17 protein-coding genes are annotated in these 18062 nt (G+C 61.3%); 10 read left to right on the top strand and 7 right to left on the bottom strand.

Features of this window, described 5'->3' with window-relative positions; genetic code table 11:
- Positions 1–82 precede the first annotated feature (82 nt).
- Positions 83–766 carry a UMP kinase gene (gene pyrH / locus B097_RS0100215; protein WP_048402854.1) on the top strand — a complete coding sequence of 228 codons (684 nt, stop codon included), beginning with the start codon at positions 83–85 and terminating at the stop codon, positions 764–766.
- On the opposite strand, the gene B097_RS0100210 is transcribed toward pyrH, so the two are convergent.
- A complete protein-coding gene (locus B097_RS0100210) occupies positions 763–1845 on the bottom strand; it encodes an amidase family protein (protein ID WP_018580516.1) in 1083 nt (360 codons plus the stop codon). The genes pyrH and B097_RS0100210 overlap by 4 nt on opposite strands.
- 107 nt (positions 1846–1952) lie before the next feature.
- Here B097_RS0100210 and B097_RS12205 point away from each other — a divergent pair, with 107 nt between their 5' ends.
- The 3 genes from B097_RS12205 (at position 1953) to B097_RS0100195 (ending at position 5415) form a co-directional block, all read left to right on the top strand.
- Positions 1953–3827, top strand: a complete 1875-nt coding sequence (locus tag B097_RS12205; protein ID WP_018580515.1) for an acyltransferase family protein — start codon at positions 1953–1955, stop codon at positions 3825–3827.
- Positions 3828–3903: 76 nt separating this feature from the next.
- On the top strand, positions 3904–4461 hold the full coding sequence (frr, locus tag B097_RS0100200; RefSeq protein WP_018580514.1) for a ribosome recycling factor: 558 nt from the start codon (positions 3904–3906) through the stop codon (positions 4459–4461).
- Between the two features lie 108 nt (positions 4462–4569).
- Entirely contained in the window at positions 4570–5415 is an 846-nt protein-coding gene (locus B097_RS0100195; RefSeq protein WP_040429176.1) for a phosphatidate cytidylyltransferase, read from the top strand.
- On the opposite strand, the gene B097_RS0100190 is transcribed toward B097_RS0100195, so the two are convergent.
- Positions 5412–5828 carry a LapA family protein gene (locus B097_RS0100190; RefSeq protein WP_018580512.1) on the bottom strand — a complete coding sequence of 139 codons (417 nt, stop codon included), beginning with the start codon at positions 5826–5828 and terminating at the stop codon, positions 5412–5414. The genes B097_RS0100195 and B097_RS0100190 overlap by 4 nt on opposite strands.
- A gap of 96 nt (positions 5829–5924) precedes the next feature.
- Here B097_RS0100190 and rlmN point away from each other — a divergent pair, with 96 nt between their 5' ends.
- Positions 5925–7031: a dual-specificity RNA methyltransferase RlmN gene (gene rlmN, locus B097_RS0100185; protein WP_018580511.1), complete on the top strand. Its 1107-nt coding sequence runs from the start codon at positions 5925–5927 to the stop codon at positions 7029–7031.
- 59 nt (positions 7032–7090) lie between these two features.
- On the opposite strand, the gene B097_RS12200 is transcribed toward rlmN, so the two are convergent.
- Positions 7091–7591 carry a DUF2631 domain-containing protein gene (locus tag B097_RS12200; protein WP_018580510.1) on the bottom strand — a complete coding sequence of 167 codons (501 nt, stop codon included), beginning with the start codon at positions 7589–7591 and terminating at the stop codon, positions 7091–7093.
- Between the two features lie 154 nt (positions 7592–7745).
- Here B097_RS12200 and dxr point away from each other — a divergent pair, with 154 nt between their 5' ends.
- From dxr to map, 5 genes are all read left to right on the top strand, one after another.
- Positions 7746–8915, top strand: a complete 1170-nt coding sequence (dxr, locus tag B097_RS0100175; protein WP_018580509.1) for a 1-deoxy-D-xylulose-5-phosphate reductoisomerase — start codon at positions 7746–7748, stop codon at positions 8913–8915.
- A gap of 15 nt (positions 8916–8930) precedes the next feature.
- Positions 8931–10142, top strand: coding sequence for a M50 family metallopeptidase (locus B097_RS0100170; RefSeq protein ID WP_026254186.1), 1212 nt, complete (start codon positions 8931–8933; stop codon positions 10140–10142).
- Positions 10143–10206: 64 nt separating this feature from the next.
- Complete coding sequence (ispG, locus tag B097_RS0100165; RefSeq protein ID WP_018580507.1) at positions 10207–11370, top strand: flavodoxin-dependent (E)-4-hydroxy-3-methylbut-2-enyl-diphosphate synthase; 1164 nt, start codon at positions 10207–10209, stop codon at positions 11368–11370.
- A 61-nt stretch (positions 11371–11431) separates the two neighbouring features.
- Positions 11432–13246, top strand: a complete 1815-nt coding sequence (locus tag B097_RS0100160) for a penicillin-binding transpeptidase domain-containing protein (protein WP_040429159.1) — start codon at positions 11432–11434, stop codon at positions 13244–13246.
- Positions 13247–13271: 25 nt separating this feature from the next.
- The gene (map, locus tag B097_RS0100155) at positions 13272–14168 is read left to right on the top strand and encodes a type I methionyl aminopeptidase (protein WP_018580505.1); all 897 of its coding nucleotides are present in this window, start codon (positions 13272–13274) and stop codon (positions 14166–14168) included.
- A gap of 63 nt (positions 14169–14231) precedes the next feature.
- Here the strand turns inward: map and B097_RS0100150 are convergent, their stop codons facing one another.
- The 4 genes from B097_RS0100150 to B097_RS0100135 all read right to left on the bottom strand — a co-directional run bounded on the left by B097_RS0100150 (position 14232) and on the right by B097_RS0100135 (position 17943).
- On the bottom strand, positions 14232–14636 hold the full coding sequence (locus tag B097_RS0100150; RefSeq protein ID WP_018580504.1) for a hypothetical protein: 405 nt from the start codon (positions 14634–14636) through the stop codon (positions 14232–14234).
- A 58-nt stretch (positions 14637–14694) separates the two neighbouring features.
- The gene (locus B097_RS0100145; RefSeq protein ID WP_018580503.1) at positions 14695–15078 is read right to left on the bottom strand and encodes a hypothetical protein; all 384 of its coding nucleotides are present in this window, start codon (positions 15076–15078) and stop codon (positions 14695–14697) included.
- Between the two features lie 349 nt (positions 15079–15427).
- Positions 15428–16843: a mycothione reductase gene (mtr, locus tag B097_RS0100140; RefSeq protein WP_018580502.1), complete on the bottom strand. Its 1416-nt coding sequence runs from the start codon at positions 16841–16843 to the stop codon at positions 15428–15430.
- 98 nt (positions 16844–16941) lie between these two features.
- On the bottom strand, positions 16942–17943 hold the full coding sequence (locus B097_RS0100135; RefSeq protein WP_018580501.1) for an alpha/beta hydrolase: 1002 nt from the start codon (positions 17941–17943) through the stop codon (positions 16942–16944).
- Positions 17944–18062 lie beyond the last annotated feature (119 nt).

Raw genomic sequence — 18062 nt, 5'->3', positions numbered from 1 at the left:
GACAGTTTTGCCCACCACCTATAAGGAGCCAACAGCAGTGACTGCCCCCGAAACCCCCAAACGTCATGGTTACAAGCGTGTGATGCTCAAGCTGGGTGGTGAGATGTTCGGCGGCGGAGAAGTCGGCATCGACCCGGATGTCGTGGAGAATGTCGCCGCGCAGATCGCCGAAGTGGCCTCCACCGGGGCAGAGATCGCCGTGGTGATCGGCGGCGGAAACTTCTTCCGCGGCGCTGAGCTGCAGCAACGTGGCATGGACCGGGCGCGCTCCGACTACATGGGCATGCTCGGCACCGTCATGAACTGCCTGGCCCTCCAGGACTTCCTGCAGCAGCGCGGCATCGACACCCGCGTGCAGACCGCCATCAACATGGCGCAGATCGCCGAGCCCTACCTGCCGCTGCGCGCTGTCCGCCACTTGGAGAAGGGCCGCGTGGTCATCTTCGGCGCGGGCATGGGTATGCCGTACTTCTCCACCGACACCACCGCAGCCCAGCGTGCCCTAGAGATCGGGTGCGAGGTGCTGCTCATGGCCAAGGCCGTCGACGGTGTCTACTCGGATGACCCACGAACCAACCCAGACGCGGAACTCTTCACCGAGATCACCCCGCGCGAGGTCATCGAGAAGGGCCTGAAGGTCGCCGACGCCACCGCCTTCTCCCTGTGCATGGACAACAACATGCCAATCCTGGTGTTCAACCTGCTCGAGCACGGCAACATCAAGCGTGCGGTCGGCGGCGAGCAAATCGGCACCCTGGTCGCTTAAGGTCGCTTTTCGACGATCGCTGCGGCTGAAAGCAGCGTTCTATCATCGGCGCGCGTCCTACCTTGGAGACTTCCCAGGTGGACCGCGCCGATTGCTATTGCCGGGCCGCCAGTCACATTAAACAGAGAGCACCACGGCGACCAACGCGTCTGGGCCGCAAAATTCTCAGGGTGATCCAAGCCGGGGAAGTAGCCGATCGGTGGGGGATCGAAGGCCACCGTCGGAGTAAGAACAAAGTCCACGCCCCACTCATGGCGCAGGCGCGTGGCGAGCGTGGAGAAGTGCCGCTCCGCCTCACGCAGCTGCGCTGGGGTGATAGTCCGGCCGAAGTCACGCACCCAGCCGAGGTAGCCGCCGGTCTCGTCGTCAAGTGAGGCGTAGTGGGCGAAGAAGCGGTTGCGGAAATGCGCGAAAGTTTCTGCAGCTGCAGAATATGGGGTGATCTGCACCACGTCGTTGCTCGTTGCGAGTTGATCGGCGGCCGTCATCACTGCGGCGATACGATCCGCAGACACGTCCGTGTCGATGACTAGTGGATCGGTGAGCACCCCGATGCGTAGCCCGGAGACCTCCTCCAACTCGTGGTTGTGGAGTAGTGCCTGGTCGGCCACCGAACGCGTGATGAAACCCTGGGCGGAAAACCCGTCGGCCGCGGGCTTGAAGCCCACCACATCGTTCGCGGCAGCGGGAACGCGCAAGGAACCGCCGGCATCGGAACCGTGGGCGGCCCGGTACATGCCAGTAGCCACCGCCACCGCCGCACCAGAAGAGGACCCGCCAGGTGTGCATCCGGGGTAAGCGGCAGACTCCAGAAGAGGAGTGTCCTCGCGCTCGCAGTAGATCGTGGCACCTAGCTCCGAAGTGACAGACTTACCGGTGATGGTCAGGCCTTCGTCGATAAGCGCTTGCAGAAACGGGTCCGTGTGCTCGGCGATATAGCGGCGGTGGGGTGCGCCGAGGGTGGTGGGCATGCCGGCGACGTCGCTTAAGTCTTTGGCCGGCATCATCCAGCCGGCCAGCCTGCCGGTGGTTGTTGGTGTGGCGGTGCTGTCCAGAAAGGTGAGTGCGGGATGAGGCATTCTAAAAGATTACCCCGCCAGTTGGACATTCGGTTTGGTTTTCCTTCATTGCGCAGGCACACTCTTTGTGTCAACTAAGTTTCTTCGGCGAAAGTCTGCGCGACCTCATGAGTACCCTGACCGCTGCGAAGCGTTCCATCCCACGTGTCCCCGGCTTGGACGGCGTCCGAGGCCTGGCGGTAACAGCAGTGGTCATTTATCACCTCTTCGGGGCGGTGCTGCCGGGCGGCTACCTGGGCGTTGACATCTTCTTCGTGTTGTCCGGTTTCCTGATCACCTCGCTGCTGATCCGCGAGAAGACCGCTACCGGGCGCATTGATCTGAAGTATTTCTGGCTCAAGCGCTTCAGGCGCATCGTGCCGGCGGCCGTGTTCGTGCTCATGATCTGCACCATCGTGGCAGCCATCGTGCGCGGCGATGCCACCGTGGACCTAGCTAGGCAGTTTTTGACCACCTTGTTCTTCGTGAATAACTGGGGACAGATCGCCGCCAGCCAGTCCTACTTCGCCGACACGGAAGTCTTCGCCCACTACTGGTCCCTGTCCATCGAGGAACAGTTCTATATCTTCTGGCCGGTCATCGTCATCGCGCTACTGGCGCTGTGGGGCGTGTACCGGCTGCGCTGGATCGCCCTGGTGTGCTTTGCGCTGGCTGGCCTGTCGCTGTGGTGGATGATTCAGCTCTACGTCCCCGGCGATGACCCGTCGCGCGTGTACTACGGCACCGACACGCACGCCTTCGGGCTTCTGATTGGCGCCGGGATGGCGATCTGGATGCAGGGCCACCGCCATTCAGATGTGGTGTGGCGGGAGCGCACTCGTCTGCGCGGGCTGACCGGCACACTCGAGGTCGCGGCCCTGGTCGGTGTGCTGCTGCTCAAGGCCACGCTTTCCGACGAAGCACCCGAAACCTATAACGGGGGCCTCTTCCTTGCCTCTGCGCTCACCGCTGTGGTGATGCACGGGGTGATTAAGGGCAACCGCGTGCTGGCGCCACTGTTTAGCCTGTGGGTCCTGCGCCACCTGGGCAGGCTGTCGTTCAGCCTGTATCTCTGGCACTGGCCGGTGATCGTGTTCTGCCGCGAGATCATGGGAGATACGCAGGCTGCCGCGTGGGTAGCCCTAGTGGTCTCGTGGATTTTGTCGGAAGTTTCCGTGCGATTGGTGGAGGACCCCTTCCGGCGTCGCGGTTATGCGTCGGTGGTGGGGTCGATCGTCGAAAAGAACTCCTCACCGGCGCGAATGCTGTCCACCTCTGCTGTGTCCATTGCCGCTGTGCTGGCCACCATCGGCGGGTTGGTCTATGCGCCGCAGATGACGGAGATGGAGTATGAACTCGCCGCGCGTGAGGAAGAGCAAAAGCGTGCCCAACAAGAGGCGCTGGTTCAGGCGAAGAAGACCACGGCTACGCAGCATTCGGAGGCGCCAGCGTCCGTGGAACCGACTGTGCCTGAAGGCACGGAGATCCTGGCGATCGGTGACTCGGTGATGCTGGCCGCATCAACTGCGATGTACGAACGCTTGCCGGGCATTTATGTCGACGGTGCGGTGTCGCGCCACTACGAATCGGTGCCAGGTTTGATCGCCACCTATGAGGCGCAGGGGATGCTGCGCGAGAATATTGTGCTGGGCTTCGGCACCAACGGTGCGTCGAATGGTGCGGGTGATGAGCAGCTGTTGGATTCGATCATCCAGACCTTGGGGGAGGACCGCACAGTGGTGATCGTGTTGCCTTATGGTGATCGCTGGTACATGCCCGAAGCGGAAGCCGAGGTACTTGATCGAGCGGCGAAGTACCCCAATGTGTACGTGGCCGACTGGTGCCACGCGGTGAGGGATAATCCTGTGCTCTTGCGCGATGACTTCATCCACCCCTCGGTGGAGGGGACATACGCGTACACCGATGCTGTCATGGACGCTTTGAGGCAGGCAAGTACAAAAGACCCGAAAGACAAGGTCGTGCCCGGCGTGTGTGGGGTGTGACGTCGGGTAGAGTGAGGTGATAGCTCGCGCTGCTAGATTAGAAGTTAGATCTAAACCGAGAATCGAAGGGACCATTATGATTGATGACATTTTGTTGGACGCTGAAGAACGCATGGGTAACTCCGTGGAACACACCCGCGAGGAGCTGGTGACCATTCGCACAGGACGCGCGAACCCGGCGATGTTCAACGGCGTTGTCGCAGACTTCTACGGCGTGCCAACCCCGATCAACCAGATGGCCACTATTTCGGTACCGGAGCCACGCATGCTCCTGATTAAGCCTTACGACATGTCCACCATGGGTGAGATCGAAAACGCGATCCGCAACTCTGACCTCGGTGTGAACCCCACCAATGACGGCCAGGTCCTGCGCGTGACCATCCCGCAGCTGACTGAGGAGCGTCGCCGCGACATGGTCAAGCTTGCCAAGTCGAAGGGTGAGGACGGCAAGATTGCTATCCGTAACATCCGCCGCAGCGGCATGGAGGGTCTGAAGAAGATCCAGAAGGATGGCGATGCAGGCGAGGACGAAGTGACCGCAGCAGAAAAGGAACTGGACGGTGTGACCGCGAAGTACGTCAAGCAGGTCGATGACCTCGTCGAAAATAAAGAAGCGGAGCTGATGGAGGTCTAAGTCCTCTTGAAGCACAAATCCACGACGGTGAGCACAGAACAAGAACGGAAGCGGCGGCGCAAGAGGGACCGGGCACGCGCCGTCCTAGAGGACAAGCTGCGCCTTGATATGCCCAAGCCGAGGAATTCGGCGGGCCGGGATCTGCGCCAAGCTATCCTTGTCGGCGCCGGCCTTGGCGCTTTGGTCATTGTCGCGCTAATCGCAGGACCAATCGGGTGGTACCCGCTGGTCGCCGTAGCGGTGGGCGTGGCCATGTTCGAGGTGCTCACCAGGCTGCGCGAGGCAGGCTACGTGCTCCCGCGCACCGTCATGATCATCCTGGGCCAGGTGATGGTGTGGTCCACCTGGTTTTTCGATGCCACTGGGCTGCTCTTTACTTTCACGCTCAGCGTGTTGCTGCTCATGTTTGGCAGACTGTTCCACCACGGCCGAACAACACCCCCGAAGAATTATCTCCGCGACACGGCGGTGTGCATCTTCGTCCTGGCATGGGTGCCGCTCTTCGGCGGTTTTGGCGCCATGCTCTCCAACCTTGAGACGTGGGACGTTACCGGCCCGCGGTTCATCCTCACGTTCATGTTGTGCGTGGTGGCCTCGGATATCGGTGGTTATATCGCCGGCGTGATGTTCGGTGCCCACCCCATGGCCCCCGCGGTGAGCCCGAAGAAATCCTGGGAAGGCTTCGCGGGATCCGTCATCTTCGGCATGATCACCGGCGTTGCGTGCGTGGTCTTCCTGCTGAAGACAGAATGGTGGATCGGCCTGATCCTCGGGTTCGCGCTTGTCGTCTGCGCGACGATGGGCGACCTGGTAGAAAGCCAGTTCAAGCGCGAACTAGGCATTAAAGATATGTCCGCGCTTCTGCCTGGACACGGCGGCCTGATGGATCGACTGGACGGCATGCTTCCAGCAGCCGCAGCCACGTGGCTGGTGCTCAGCTTTCTCGCGAGCTAGCGGGCGGCCTTTTTCACCTGGCGGCGCAGCTCAAACATGCGCCAGCCACCAACAAGCGCCATGATCAGCGCGCCCGTAATCGCAGAAATCAGGTAGGCGATCCCGGCCGGGAACTGGACCGTCCACGATAGGAAGTTGATTTCCACCTGCTGCTGGTTCTGCAGAATGAAAATGATCAGCACGATGAGCAGCAGCGCGCCGATGATCAGTGCTGCCCACGTGCCGCCTGCGATGGATCCCTTGACTTTGCCGTCGCCATGGGCGGGTTCCTGCGGCTGGGGCGCAGGTGGCGGCGTGGAGTTCGTCTCTTCTGTGATGTAGACTGGCTCGCCAGCAGTGGGGGCAGGCCCGGTGGAATCGTACTGGTCCGGGTTGTCGCCCGGCTGGTCTACGGGATTGTAATCACGTGTCATGCCCCCAGTTTAAACTGACGGCGCGTCTGCGGCGTTACTCCCGTCGCCCTGCCCACACATATTTTTTATTAGAACCACCTACGGAGCCCAAACCTGATGAGTGACAATATTCCAAAGATCCAGCTACTCGCACCGAAGCACGGCATGCCCCCGAAGCACTTTGCTGACCTGACCAAGCAGGAGCGGCAGGAGGCAATCCAGGAGTTGGGCCTGCCGAAGTTCCGCGCGGATCAGATCGCCCGTCACTACTATGGCCGCTTCGAGGCGGACCCAAGCACCATGACGGACCTGCCGGCCGCGCAGCGCGACCTAGTTAAGGATGCTTTGTTCCCCACGCTGCTGCGCCCGGTGCGCACCGTGGAAACCGATGAGGGCGATACGACCAAGACTCTGTGGCGCCTGCATGATGGCATCTTGCTGGAGTCCGTTCTGATGCGCTACTCGGACCGCGCGACCTTGTGCATTTCTTCCCAGGCTGGCTGCGGCATGGCATGCCCATTCTGCGCGACCGGTCAGGGCGGTCTGGACCGCAACCTGTCCGCCGCGGAGATCGTCGACCAGGTACGCGAAGCCGCCGCACGCATGGAGTCCGAAGGCTCGCGCCTGTCCAATATCGTGTTCATGGGCATGGGTGAACCGCTTGCCAACTACAAGCGCGTGGTCTCTGCGGTGCGCCAGATCACCCAGCCGTCCCCAGACGGGTTCGGCATTTCGCAGCGCAACATCACGGTCTCCACGGTGGGGCTCGCGCCTGCGATCAGGAAGCTTGCCGACGAAGACCTCTCCTGCACTCTCGCGGTGTCACTGCACACGCCTGACGACGAGCTGCGCGACACGTTGGTGCCCATCAACTTGCGCTACTCGGTCGACGAGGTGCTGGAGGCTGCACGCTACTACGCGGACAAGTCTTCGCGCCGCGTGTCCATCGAGTACGCCTTGATCCGTGACATCAACGACCAGGACTTCCGTGCAGACATGCTGGGGCAGAAGCTGCACGACGCGCTGGGTTCCAAGGTGCACGTGAACCTGATCCCGCTGAACCCGACCCCGGGCTCGAAGTGGGACGCTTCCCCGAAGGCACGCCAGGACGAATTCGTGCGCCGCGTGATCGCCCAGGGGGTGCCGTGCACGGTGCGTGACACGAAGGGCCAGGAGATCGCGGCGGCCTGTGGCCAGTTGGCTGCCGACGAAAAGACGGGTTAGAAAAGGACAACGCCCCGGCTCCTTAAAGGAGCCGGGGCGTTGCGCTAGGAGAAAGCTTTTTACTTCTCGTCCGCCACGGTGGAGCCGGAGCGGTCAACACGGGTGGTGTTGGCCTCGACGGGCTTCGCGGCGGTGCTGCCATTGTCCAGCTCGCGCAGGTGTGCAACGCGGGCTGGGTCGATGTTCAGAGCGCGCAGCTGAGAATCGGTCAGCGTGGCGTATTCGCCGGAGAGGGTCTTCTGGTCGTAGTCCCAGTCCTTCTCCTGGTAGCCGACTGGCTGGTTCGCACCGGTGAGGGTGCGCACCTGAGACAGTTGTGGGCGCAGGGCGAAGAGGATCAGACCAATAGCGATAATCGCTGCGATCGAGAGCAGCCAGATGGTCTCCACGTGGCCTTCGTGGTTACCGAAGTTGTACGCGACAAGGAAGATCACGGAACCCCAACCAGCAAGCTGGATGGTCTTCGGGCTCAGCTCAGACCAGCCCCACTTTGCCGATGGGACGTCCTGCTCAGAGACGCCGTTGTACACCTCGTAGGTCTTCTCATGGGACGTAGCCATGTGTTCTCCTTGTCATTCACAATTAAAAGCAGCACAAGACATGCACTGATACCTGTGCTCTATCTTGGCACATAAATACCCCAACCAGGGAGTTGTCACCCCCTAAATGTTTCATACTTTCGCTTGAGAGTTTTTGGGTGCCACAATAGATGCCGTGAGCACGAAGAAGAAAATCTTAATTCTGGGGTCTACCGGCTCCATCGGTACCCAAGCCATCGAAGTGATTGAGGAGAACCCGGGCCGCTTCGAGGTCGTCGGCATTGCCGCCGCGGGTTCCAACCCGGACCAGGTGGTCCAGCAGGCACGACTTTTGGGCCTGGCGCCTGAGCAGGTGGCGGTGGCCAAGCCGGAGGCGGCGCAGATCGTCGGCGAAGCCCTCGGCGGGGCGGTGCTAGCGGGGGAGGAGTCCGCGCGGGAGCTCGTCGATAATCAGTCTGCGGACACTGTCCTTAATGGGCTTGTCGGGTCGATGGGCTTGGCCGCAACGCTGGCCGCGCTGCAGACGGGCGCCACACTGGCGCTGGCGAATAAGGAATCACTGGTGGCCGGTGGTACTTTTGTGACCAATCAGGCGAAGCCAGGGCAGATCGTGCCGGTGGATTCGGAGCATTCGGCGATGGCGCAGTGCCTGCGTGCAGGGCGTGTCGACGAGGTTGCGCGTTTTGTGCTGACGGCGTCCGGTGGGCCGTTTCGTGGCCAGACACGCGAGCAGATGTGGGATGTCACGCCCGAGCAGGCAGCGGCGCACCCGACGTGGTCGATGGGGCAGATGAACACGCTGAACTCGGCCACCATGGTCAACAAAGGCCTGGAGCTGATCGAAGCGACGCTGCTTTTCGACGTCGACCCAGACCTGATCGACGTGACGGTGCACCCGCAGTCCATCATCCATTCCGCGGTGACTTTTGTCGACGGCTGCACCATCGCGCAGGCCAGCCCACCGAGCATGAAACTGCCGATCAGCCACGCACTCGCCTGGCCGCAGCGCGTCGCCGGTGCCCAGCCCGCCTTGGACTTCAGCCAGGCTCACGACTGGCGCTTCGAACCGCTTGACGACGAAGCGTTCCCCGCAGTCCAAATCGCCCGCGAGGTCGCTGGTAAGGGCGGCACGTTCTCCGCGGTGTATAACGCTGCGAACGAGGAAGCGGCCGCGGCCTTTTTGGCTGGTAGGATCCGTTTCCCGCAGATCGTGGATGTGGTCGGGGAGATCGTCGGTGGGGCAGGCGATTTTGCGGTTCCGGCCCACTCGTTTGAAGATGTGGTGACCGTAGAAGCAGAGGCTCGTCGTCGCGCCAACGTGCTGATCGACGAACTCGCCCGCTAGAAAGGGGCTGACCTGGTGGGGTCATATTTATTGGGGGTTGTCCTCTTTGCGCTGGGCATCGCCGCAGCAATCGCGCTTCATGAGCTGGGGCACCTGCTAGCCGCGCGCGCCTTTGGCATGCGCGTGCGCCGCTATTTCATCGGGTTTGGGCCAACGGTGTGGTCCACCACCAAGGGTCACACCGAATATGGCGTGGCGGCCCTGCCTTTCGGCGGGTTCTGCGACATCGCGGGCATGACGGCCCAAGACCCCGTCACTGAAGAAGAGGCGCCGCACGCCATGGTAAATAAGCCGTGGTGGCAGCGCGTGATCGTGCTGTCTGGCGGCGTGTTGATGAACCTGTTTTTGGGGTTCATCATCTTGTACTTCGTGGCGGTCACCGCTGGTATCCCGAACCCTTATGCGGATCGCACACCTACCGTGGGGGAAGTCTCCTGTACCTCCGACCAGATCGACACCGAAACGGTGGCGGACTGCGCAGGGGCCGGCCCGGCGGGTGAGGCCGGGGTGGAAGTCGGCGACAAGCTGATGTCGGTGGACGGCCACGAGCTAGAGCACTTCACCGAACTGCGCGACTACGTGATGGTGCGCCCAGGCCAAACGGTGGAACTCGTCGTCGAACGCGACGGGCAGGAACTCATGTTCCCGATCGAGGTGGACCCGGTGCAGCGCCTCAACGCGCAAGGAGAGATGGTCGATGCCGGGGCCATCGGACTAGTCAACGCCCCGATTGAGGATCCGATCCGCACCTTCGGCCCGCTCGAGGCCGTACCCGCGACCTTCACCTTTACCGGCCAAACCCTGAATGCCACTTTCGAGGCCCTGCTGCAGTTCCCCGCGAAGATCCCCGGTGTGGTCGCCGCAATCTTCGGTGCCGAACGCGACCTTGAGGGTCCGATGAGCGTGGTAGGTGCCTCGATGGCCGGCGGCGAACTGGTGGAACGCTCCCTGTGGAGCGTGTTCTGGATGCTGCTGGCCAACCTGAACTTCTTCTTAGCCATGTTCAACCTTGTGCCGTTGCCGCCGCTGGACGGCGGCCATATCGCGGTGGTGCTCTATGAGAAGCTTCGCGACGACATCCGCCGCCTCCGCGGCCTGGCGCCGGGACCACCGGCGAATTATGAGAAGCTGATGCCTCTGACATTTGTGATGGCGGCAACGCTATTGACCATTGGTGTGATCGTGATCGTTGCCGATGTGGTGAACCCGATTAGGCTGTTCGGGTAGTTGACACCAATGCTAGTCTGGGTGGCAGCTCTATCTGCCTAGTTTGTCGTGATTGAGGAGAATAATGAATTCACCCATCGGCCTCGGAATGCCGGAAGGCCCAGCCCCCACACTCGCACCGCGCCGTAAGACCCGCCAGCTGTCCGTCGGCGGGGTAGGGGTCGGCTCCGATCACCCGGTGACCGTGCAGTCGATGACCACGACGAAAACGCATGACATCAACGCCACCCTGCAACAGATCGCGCAGCTGACCACCGCGGGCTGCGATATTGTGCGCGTGGCCTGCCCGAAGACGGTCGATGCAGAAGCACTGCCGATCATCGCGAAGAAATCGCCCATCCCCGTCATCGCTGACATCCACTTCCAGCCGAAGTACATTTTTGCGGCGATCGACGCCGGCTGTGCCGCAGTGCGCGTGAACCCGGGCAATATCAAGGAGTTCGACGGCCGCGTCAAGGAAGTCGCACAGGCAGCGGGCGATGCGGGCATCCCCATCCGCATCGGCGTTAACGGCGGTTCTTTGGATAAGCGCCTGCTGGAAAAATACGGACGAGCAACTCCAGAGGCACTGGTGGAGTCCGCGATCTGGGAGGCTAACCTGTTCGAGGAGCACGGCTTTGGCGATATCGCCATCTCCGTGAAGCACTCGGACCCAGTGCTGATGGTGGAGGCCTACCGCCAGCTGGCCGCGCAGACGGACTACCCGCTGCACCTCGGCGTGACGGAGGCCGGCCCGAAGTTCCGCGGCACCATCAAGTCTTCCGTGGCTTTCGGCGCGTTGCTGAGCCAGGGTATCGGTGACACCATCCGCGTGTCCCTGTCCGCGGACCCAGTAGAGGAGATCAAGGTCGGCGACCAGATCCTCCAGTCGATGAACCTGCGCGAGCGCGGCTTGGAGATCGTCTCTTGCCCGTCCTGTGGTCGCGCCCAGGTGGACGTGTTTAGCCTGGCAGAAAATGTTACCGCCGGTCTGGAGAACCTGGAGTACCCACTCCGCGTTGCGGTTATGGGTTGCGTTGTCAACGGCCCGGGCGAGGCGCGCGACGCGGACTTGGGTGTTGCCTCCGGTAACGGCAAGGGCCAGATCTTTGTCAAGGGCGAGGTTGTCAAGACGGTTCCGGAGGAGGAGATCGTCGATACGCTCATTGAGATGGCACACCAGATCGCTGAGGAAGAAGGCCTCGAGGCGAAGGCGGGGGCCAAGGCGGAAGTCAAGGTTACTCGCTAGACTCTGGGGGTTTCGTATGTGGCAGCGCCGACTAATTGGTCGGCGCTGCTATTTTTTAGCTATGAGACGCCTCTGGGTTCTGCTCACCGTGATGCTCCTCGGTGCCGGCTTCGTCGCATGCACGCCGAAGCCGAATTCAGCCGAGCCTACCGCCCAAGAATTTCTGGACGCGCTGGCCGCGCACGATTCGGACACGCTTGGTTCGCTTATCGACGATTCCCCCACGGCGACTGCCGCCATCGACGCCACCTTCGCCGGTTTGCAAGCGGAGGGCCTGGAAGCCGAACTCACAGGTCTTGAGCAAAATGACAACCTTGCTACCGCGAGCTATTCGCTGCGGTGGCAGCTGCCGCGCGATCGCGAGCTGGCCTATGACACCTCCATGATTCTGACCCAGACGGACGAGGAGTGGACGGTGCGCTGGCAGCCCTCCTTGCTGCACCCCTCCTTGGGCGCGCACCAGCACCTAGAGCTGCGGCCCGTAGAGGCGGAGAAAGCGTCCGTGGTCTCTTCGGACGGTGCTGAACTATTGAAACCTGGCGTGGCGTTCCGGTTGCTCGTCGATACGTCTGCGATGCGTCGCGCCCCCGAGACCGCCTTCGCGATTTCTGAGGCGCTCGCCGCAGCCCACGAACGCAATCCGCAGGTGCCCACGCGCGATGCCGGTGAGCTGACCGCAGCACTGGAAAATGCCCAAGGTACTTTTTCGGTGGCGATGATCCCACAGGCAGGGGGCCAGGAGGTAGCGGATGCGCTTGCCGACGAACCCGGCGTGCGCCTGAACGAAGAGGCCGCCATGGTGAATGCGGATCCGACGTTCGCGCCTGACATTATGGCGCGTGTGGGACGCATCGTAGGTGATCAGCTGGACGGGGCGAACGGCTGGCGCGTGGCCAAGGTGAACCAGGAGGGTGCTGCGATGGAGGACGTGGAGTACCACGCACCCACGCCGTCGCCTGCGGTCCGGATCAGCTTGGACCACAAGCTGCAGCGCGCAGCCGAGGCTGCCCTGGAGCCGGTGGCGGGCCAGCAGGCGGTGATTGTGGCGGTGCGCCCGTCGACAGGCCAGATCCTGGCGGTGGCGCAGACGCCTGCCGCTGATAAGGACGGCAATATTGGGCTGATGGGGCAGTACCCGCCGGGCTCGGTGTTCAAGATCGTCACCGCCGCTGCGGGTCTTGAGCGTCAGGGGCTGGCTACAAGCTCGATCGTTCCGTGCCCAGGCACCATGGATATTTATGGGCGTGTGGTGACCAACTACGCGGGCTTCTCGCTGGGCAGCGTGCCCTTGCAGCGTGCATTCGCGAGCTCGTGCAACACCACATTCGCGGACATGTCGACGAAGCTTGCTCCGGGCGAGCTGCAGGAGGTGGGCAAGCAATTCGGCTTGGGCATCGACTATGACATTCCGGGGCTGGATACGATGACCGGCTCTATCCCCGAAGGCGAGACCCCACTGGAGCGCACCGAGGCCGGCTACGGTCAGGGCTATGACCTAGCCAGTCCGTTCGGCTTGGCGATGGTGGCAGCCACCGCAGCCAATGGTGCCAGCCCGGTGCCATATCTGATTGAGGGGCAAGAGACGAAGGTCAGCGAAGAGGTGCCGCCACTCAGCCCCGAATCCATCGACGGGGTGCGCCAAATGATGCGCTCAGTGGTCACGGAGGGTACGGCCCGGGGCATGAGCGCCGGCGGAGAGATCCACGGCAAGACCGGTGAGGCCGAAATCAACCAGGGTTCGCACTCCTGGTTTGCGGGCTACCGGGACGATATTGCTTTTGCCACGCTCGTGGTTCTCGGCGGCGGTTCGGAAGCAGCGGTGGCCATCACCGACAATATGTTGGTTAACTACGATCAGGCGGTCAACCCGGCTTAGGCTTCGTCGGCAAGCAAGGACTAGCATGGTTGCCATGACTGAACGCGCAATGTTGACCCCAGGAAAACCCACCCCGATCCGCGATGTGCCCAAGCACATCGAGCGGCCCGAGTATGTGTGGAAGGACACTGTCCAAGAGAACGTGGGCGAGCCTTTCGTGCAGACGCCTGAGGTGATTGAGACAATGCGCGAGGCCTCGAAGATCGCTGCCAACGCTCTGGCACTGGCGGGGGAGGCTGTGGAGCCCGGCAAGACGACCGACGAGATCGATGCGGTGGCCCACGAGTACATGATTGACCACGGCGCCTACCCTTCCTGCCTGGGCTACCGGGGTTTCACCAAGGCCACGTGTGTGTCCCTCAATGAGATTGTGTGCCACGGTATCCCGGATACCACGGTGATTCAGGACGGGGACATCGTCAACATTGATGTGACCGCGTACAAGAACGGCGTGCACGGCGACACGAACGCTACCTTCCTGGCCGGCAACGTCAGCGAGGAACATCGCCTGCTGGTGGAACGTACCCGCGAGGCGACGATGCGCGGCATCAAGGTGGCCAAGCCTGGCCGGCAGGTGAACGTGATTGGGCGCGTGATCGAGTCCTACGCGAAGCGCTTCGGATACAACGTGGTCACGGACTTCACGGGCCACGGTGTGGGCCCCACCTTCCACAATGGGCTGGTGGTGCTGCATTATGATTCCGATGCCTACACGGATGTTCTGGAGCCGGGTATGACGCTGACGATTGAGCCGATGATCAATCTGGGCGAGTTGCCCTACCGCATGTGGGACGACGGCTGGACGATCCAAAACTTGGATGGCAAGTTCACCGCCCAGTTCGAGCACACCATCGTGATCACGGAGGACGGCAATGAGATTTTGACGCTTCCCGACGACGAGTTCACCTCGCCCTGGGACTAAGAAAATGAATAAAACCCACCGGAAAGCTCCGGTGGGCTTTAAGCTGTATCGCTTATCTAGTGATTAGAACTGGATAGCGTGAGGGATGATGCCCTGGTAGACAGCGTAGTTGTAGGCAGCGATGACGCCACCGACTGCAGCTGCGATAGCTGCGATGCCTGCGCCGTCACGCCAGAGGAGCGACCACAGTGGGTTCTGCGAATCGTCAACAGAGGAGCCCAGGAGGTTGATGGCGTTGACTGGCTTGCCTGCATCGGTAGCCTCGCCGACAGCGGAGGAGCCGCCATCGACCCAGGTGCTGGACAGACGGTCGACCGTATCTGCGTCTGCGTCGCGGGCGGAAGAGAGGCCAGGGTTTTTCCAGGTGACGTCGGTGCCATTGGTCTGAGCGTCTGCGACGGACACGCCTGCGAAGGTGACGGTGACTGCGGTTGCTGCAGCCAGTGCTGCGTTGCGGAACTTACGCATGATGATTTCCTACTTTCGAAAAGATTGAATGTCTGGGTTGTGTGCGGGGTTCCGCAGATTAGCGGCCGTGTACGACGTAGTAGTACAGTGGGCCGACAATCGTGCCGATGAAGCCTGCGACTGCAGCGAAGATGGTGCCGCCGTAGAACAGCTTCGCCCACAGTGGCTGCTCGGAGAAGTCCTTGGAGGAACCGAAGATTGCTCGGCCGTCAGCCCAGTTCTGCTGACCGTCTGGGTGGTTTTTGCTGACTTCTTCCCAGGATTCATACTCTTCCTGGTTAATCTTGGACTCAGAGTTATTGTCAACGCCGAGTTCATTAGCGACCTGCGTAGGTACCTTGTCGAAGCTGCTGCCTTCTGCCGCGACTGCGACGGAGGTGGAGCCGAATGCAACTGCCAGTGCAGTTGCTCCAGCCAGTGCTGCCTTGCGGAAATTGCGCATGAAACTATTCCTTCTCTGTAGTTCTGACAAGACTTCCGGGTTGGAAATCTGCACATATCGTGGCAAACCCTGCATGCTTGCCATGATCACCCGGTTGCCTTTGGCAGGCTCGGTCCCGGTGTCGTTGAGTAACTGTAACCGAAACTTGACGCGGACGCAGTTATTCCCGTAAGCCAGCAGATAAGAGTCTGTGAACATACTGAGTTCGGATCACCACTTGATCAGGAGAGTGTTGATGATTCAGGCAATGACCTCAAGTTTTGGAAATATGCAGTTCCTGAGAAAAATTAACAGTGACCTGGGTCTCATCTACCCGAATGGGGTAGGGCCCAGACCACTGAGGTGCTAGTTAAACGTCAGGAAACTCAAAGTCCAGCCCAAGCAAGGCATTCTCTGTGACTTCCGGCAGGGCGGGGTGGATCCAGTACTGGTGGGTGGCTACCTCGCGAACGTCCAGATCAAAGGCCATAACGGTAATCATCTGCTGGATCAACGTGGCCGCCTGTGGACCCATGTAATGCGCACCCAGCAATTTGCCAGACTGGCGATCAGCTACCAGCTTCACTATGCCGGTCTTATCCTCCAGTGCCCAGCCGTAGGCGACATCGCCATAGTTCTGGACCTTCGTCGTTACGTAATAGCCTTGCTCGCGGGCCTGTTCCTCCGTCAATCCCACGGTGGCGATCTGCGGATGGGTGAAGATGGCGGACGGCACATTGTCATGTGGCATCGGCACCATCTCGTCTGGGTGCAGGATGTTGTGGCGCACAGCGCGGGTCTCCGCATTTGCCACGTGCTTCAGCTGGTAAGGCGAGGACACATCGCCCAGCGCCCACACGCCCTCGGCTGTGGTGCGGCCAAACTCGTCGACAGCGATCCGGCCATCCGGGCGCATCTCAATGCCAGCAGAATCCAGATTCATCTGATCCCCGTTGGGCTTGCGGCCCGTCGCAACCAGCAGAGCTTCTGAGGTGACCTCGGTGTCGTCGTCAAGCACGAGGGTGACGCTGTGATCGTCGGAACGCGCGCCAGCGACCGTACGCCCGATGTGCGTGGTGTAGCGCTGCTGCGTCAGATCATTGAAGCGCTCGGTCAGGTCCTTATCAAGGGTGCGCAGCAGTGGCGAGCGGTTCACCACCGTGACCTTCGTGCCTAGGGACTGGAATACGTGGGCAAACTCCATGGCGATGAAACCGCCGCCGACGATGGTCAGGGACTCCGGCTGCTTGTCCAAGCGCATAATCGTCTCATTGGTGTGGAAAGGCACGCCCGACTCCTGGATCACCTCGGGGATCACGGGGCGCGAACCGGTGGCGATGATGATCGTCTCGCCCGAAATGATCTTCTGCTCATCGCCCTGGCCGGTCTGAATGGTCTTCGGCGCTAGGAAGGAAGCGTGGTGATCGTAGACCGTGATATTCGGTGTCTCCGGGCCGCGGCGGTACTCCTCGCCGCCCTGGGCGATCAGGTCGATGCGGTTGTGGAAAACGCGCTCGATGATGGACTTCCAATCTGCACCATGGAACTCAGTATCCAGGTTCAAGTGGGAAGAGTCGGATGCGGACAGTGCGGTATCCGCAGCCACCACGTACATCTTCGTCGGGATGCAACCGACGTTCATGCAGGTGCCACCGAAGAGGCCCTTTTCGACGATGGCGATGGACTTGTCGTCGAAGTCCTCCGTTGGGATCGAGTTGCCGGAACCGGCGCCGATAATGATGTAGTCATAATGAGCATCGACAGCGGGTGCTGCGGGGGTGGTCACAGTAAAACTCCTGACAATTGTGAAGGGACGAGTAACGCGCGAACTATACCTATATATAGAGGACTAACGCGGGGTGTGCCTAGTTGATTCCCGCGGGCCTACTGACCCAACTGGGAAAGCCACCGCAGTGTTGTCTGAAAAGCCTGCTGGCGCGGGTTTTCTAGGGACAAGAATACGTCGTGGCGGGCGCCGGGGATCTCCACTACGCGCACGTCATGGGACAGTCGCGGAGACCAGCGCTGAATCTGGTCCACGTCCAGGACCGTGTCTGCGGTGTCTGCAGCTGCAGAATAAGGCTGATTCAAGTAGGACTTGTTCGAGCACAAACTTAAGACGGGTGCGCCGACATCGATATCGCCGCGGTGGATCTGCGCCTGGCCAGCCATCACCGCACGCACCCAGCCCAGATACTTCTCATGTCCGCCCAGTGGCTTCTTCTCAAGATCAAAATCCCACAGGCCATGCGCGCTGGAGTGGATGGACTTGCCGTAGGAGCCCAGGTTTCCGCCTGGGATAGCGATCCGCGGCCAGCGCTTGCCGACGAACTTGATCACGGGCTTGGCCAGCGTCAACGCCCACTGCGGGTACATCATGTCCAACCACGCGCTGTTAAGAACGATACCGGCAAGCCCCTGGTGGATCTCAGAAGCGGTGCGGCGCACATGGTCCGCCCACAAGGGAACGATCAAGCCGCCGGTGGAATGCGCAATGGGTACGAACGAGCCGTGGCGTTCGGCAAGCATCTGCGCGACCGCGGACAGGTCAGGAAAGTAGTGCTCTAGATCCTCCGCATAGTGCCACGTCTGGCCCTTCTGGCGTGCCCGCCCGCATTTACGCAGATCGACGGCGTAGAAGGGGTAGCCTTCGGCGGCGAAGAAGCGAGCCACGTGGTCGTGGAAGAAGTAGTCCGTCATCCCGTGGACCCACAGCAGCGCGGGTTTTCCTGTGGGCTCGTCGGGAAGATGGCGCACCAGCGTGGCTACGGCCTCGCCTTCGCCCTCTGGGTCTGGGCCTAAGTGGATATCGGTGGATTCGAAGTGGTCACCTAATTCGTCGGGATGCCAGCCGGCATCGTCGAAATGTCGTGCGGAAGGTGTCATGCCACCTACTCTAGGCGACAAGCGGGATGGGCTAGGTGCTCGTCGTCAAGCGTCAGGGTGCACGGATGACCCCGCAGTACCCCCGGAAGGGGAGGGGATACCAACAAAAGGGGATGAAC

Origin of the sequence: Corynebacterium pilosum DSM 20521 = CIP 103422 (assembly GCF_000373805.1) — a bacterium.
GTDB classification, from domain to species: Bacteria; Actinomycetota; Actinomycetes; order Mycobacteriales; family Mycobacteriaceae; genus Corynebacterium; species Corynebacterium pilosum.
The sequence above is the reverse complement of the archived record's forward strand: the minus strand, read 5'-3'. Positions and strand labels throughout refer to the sequence as shown.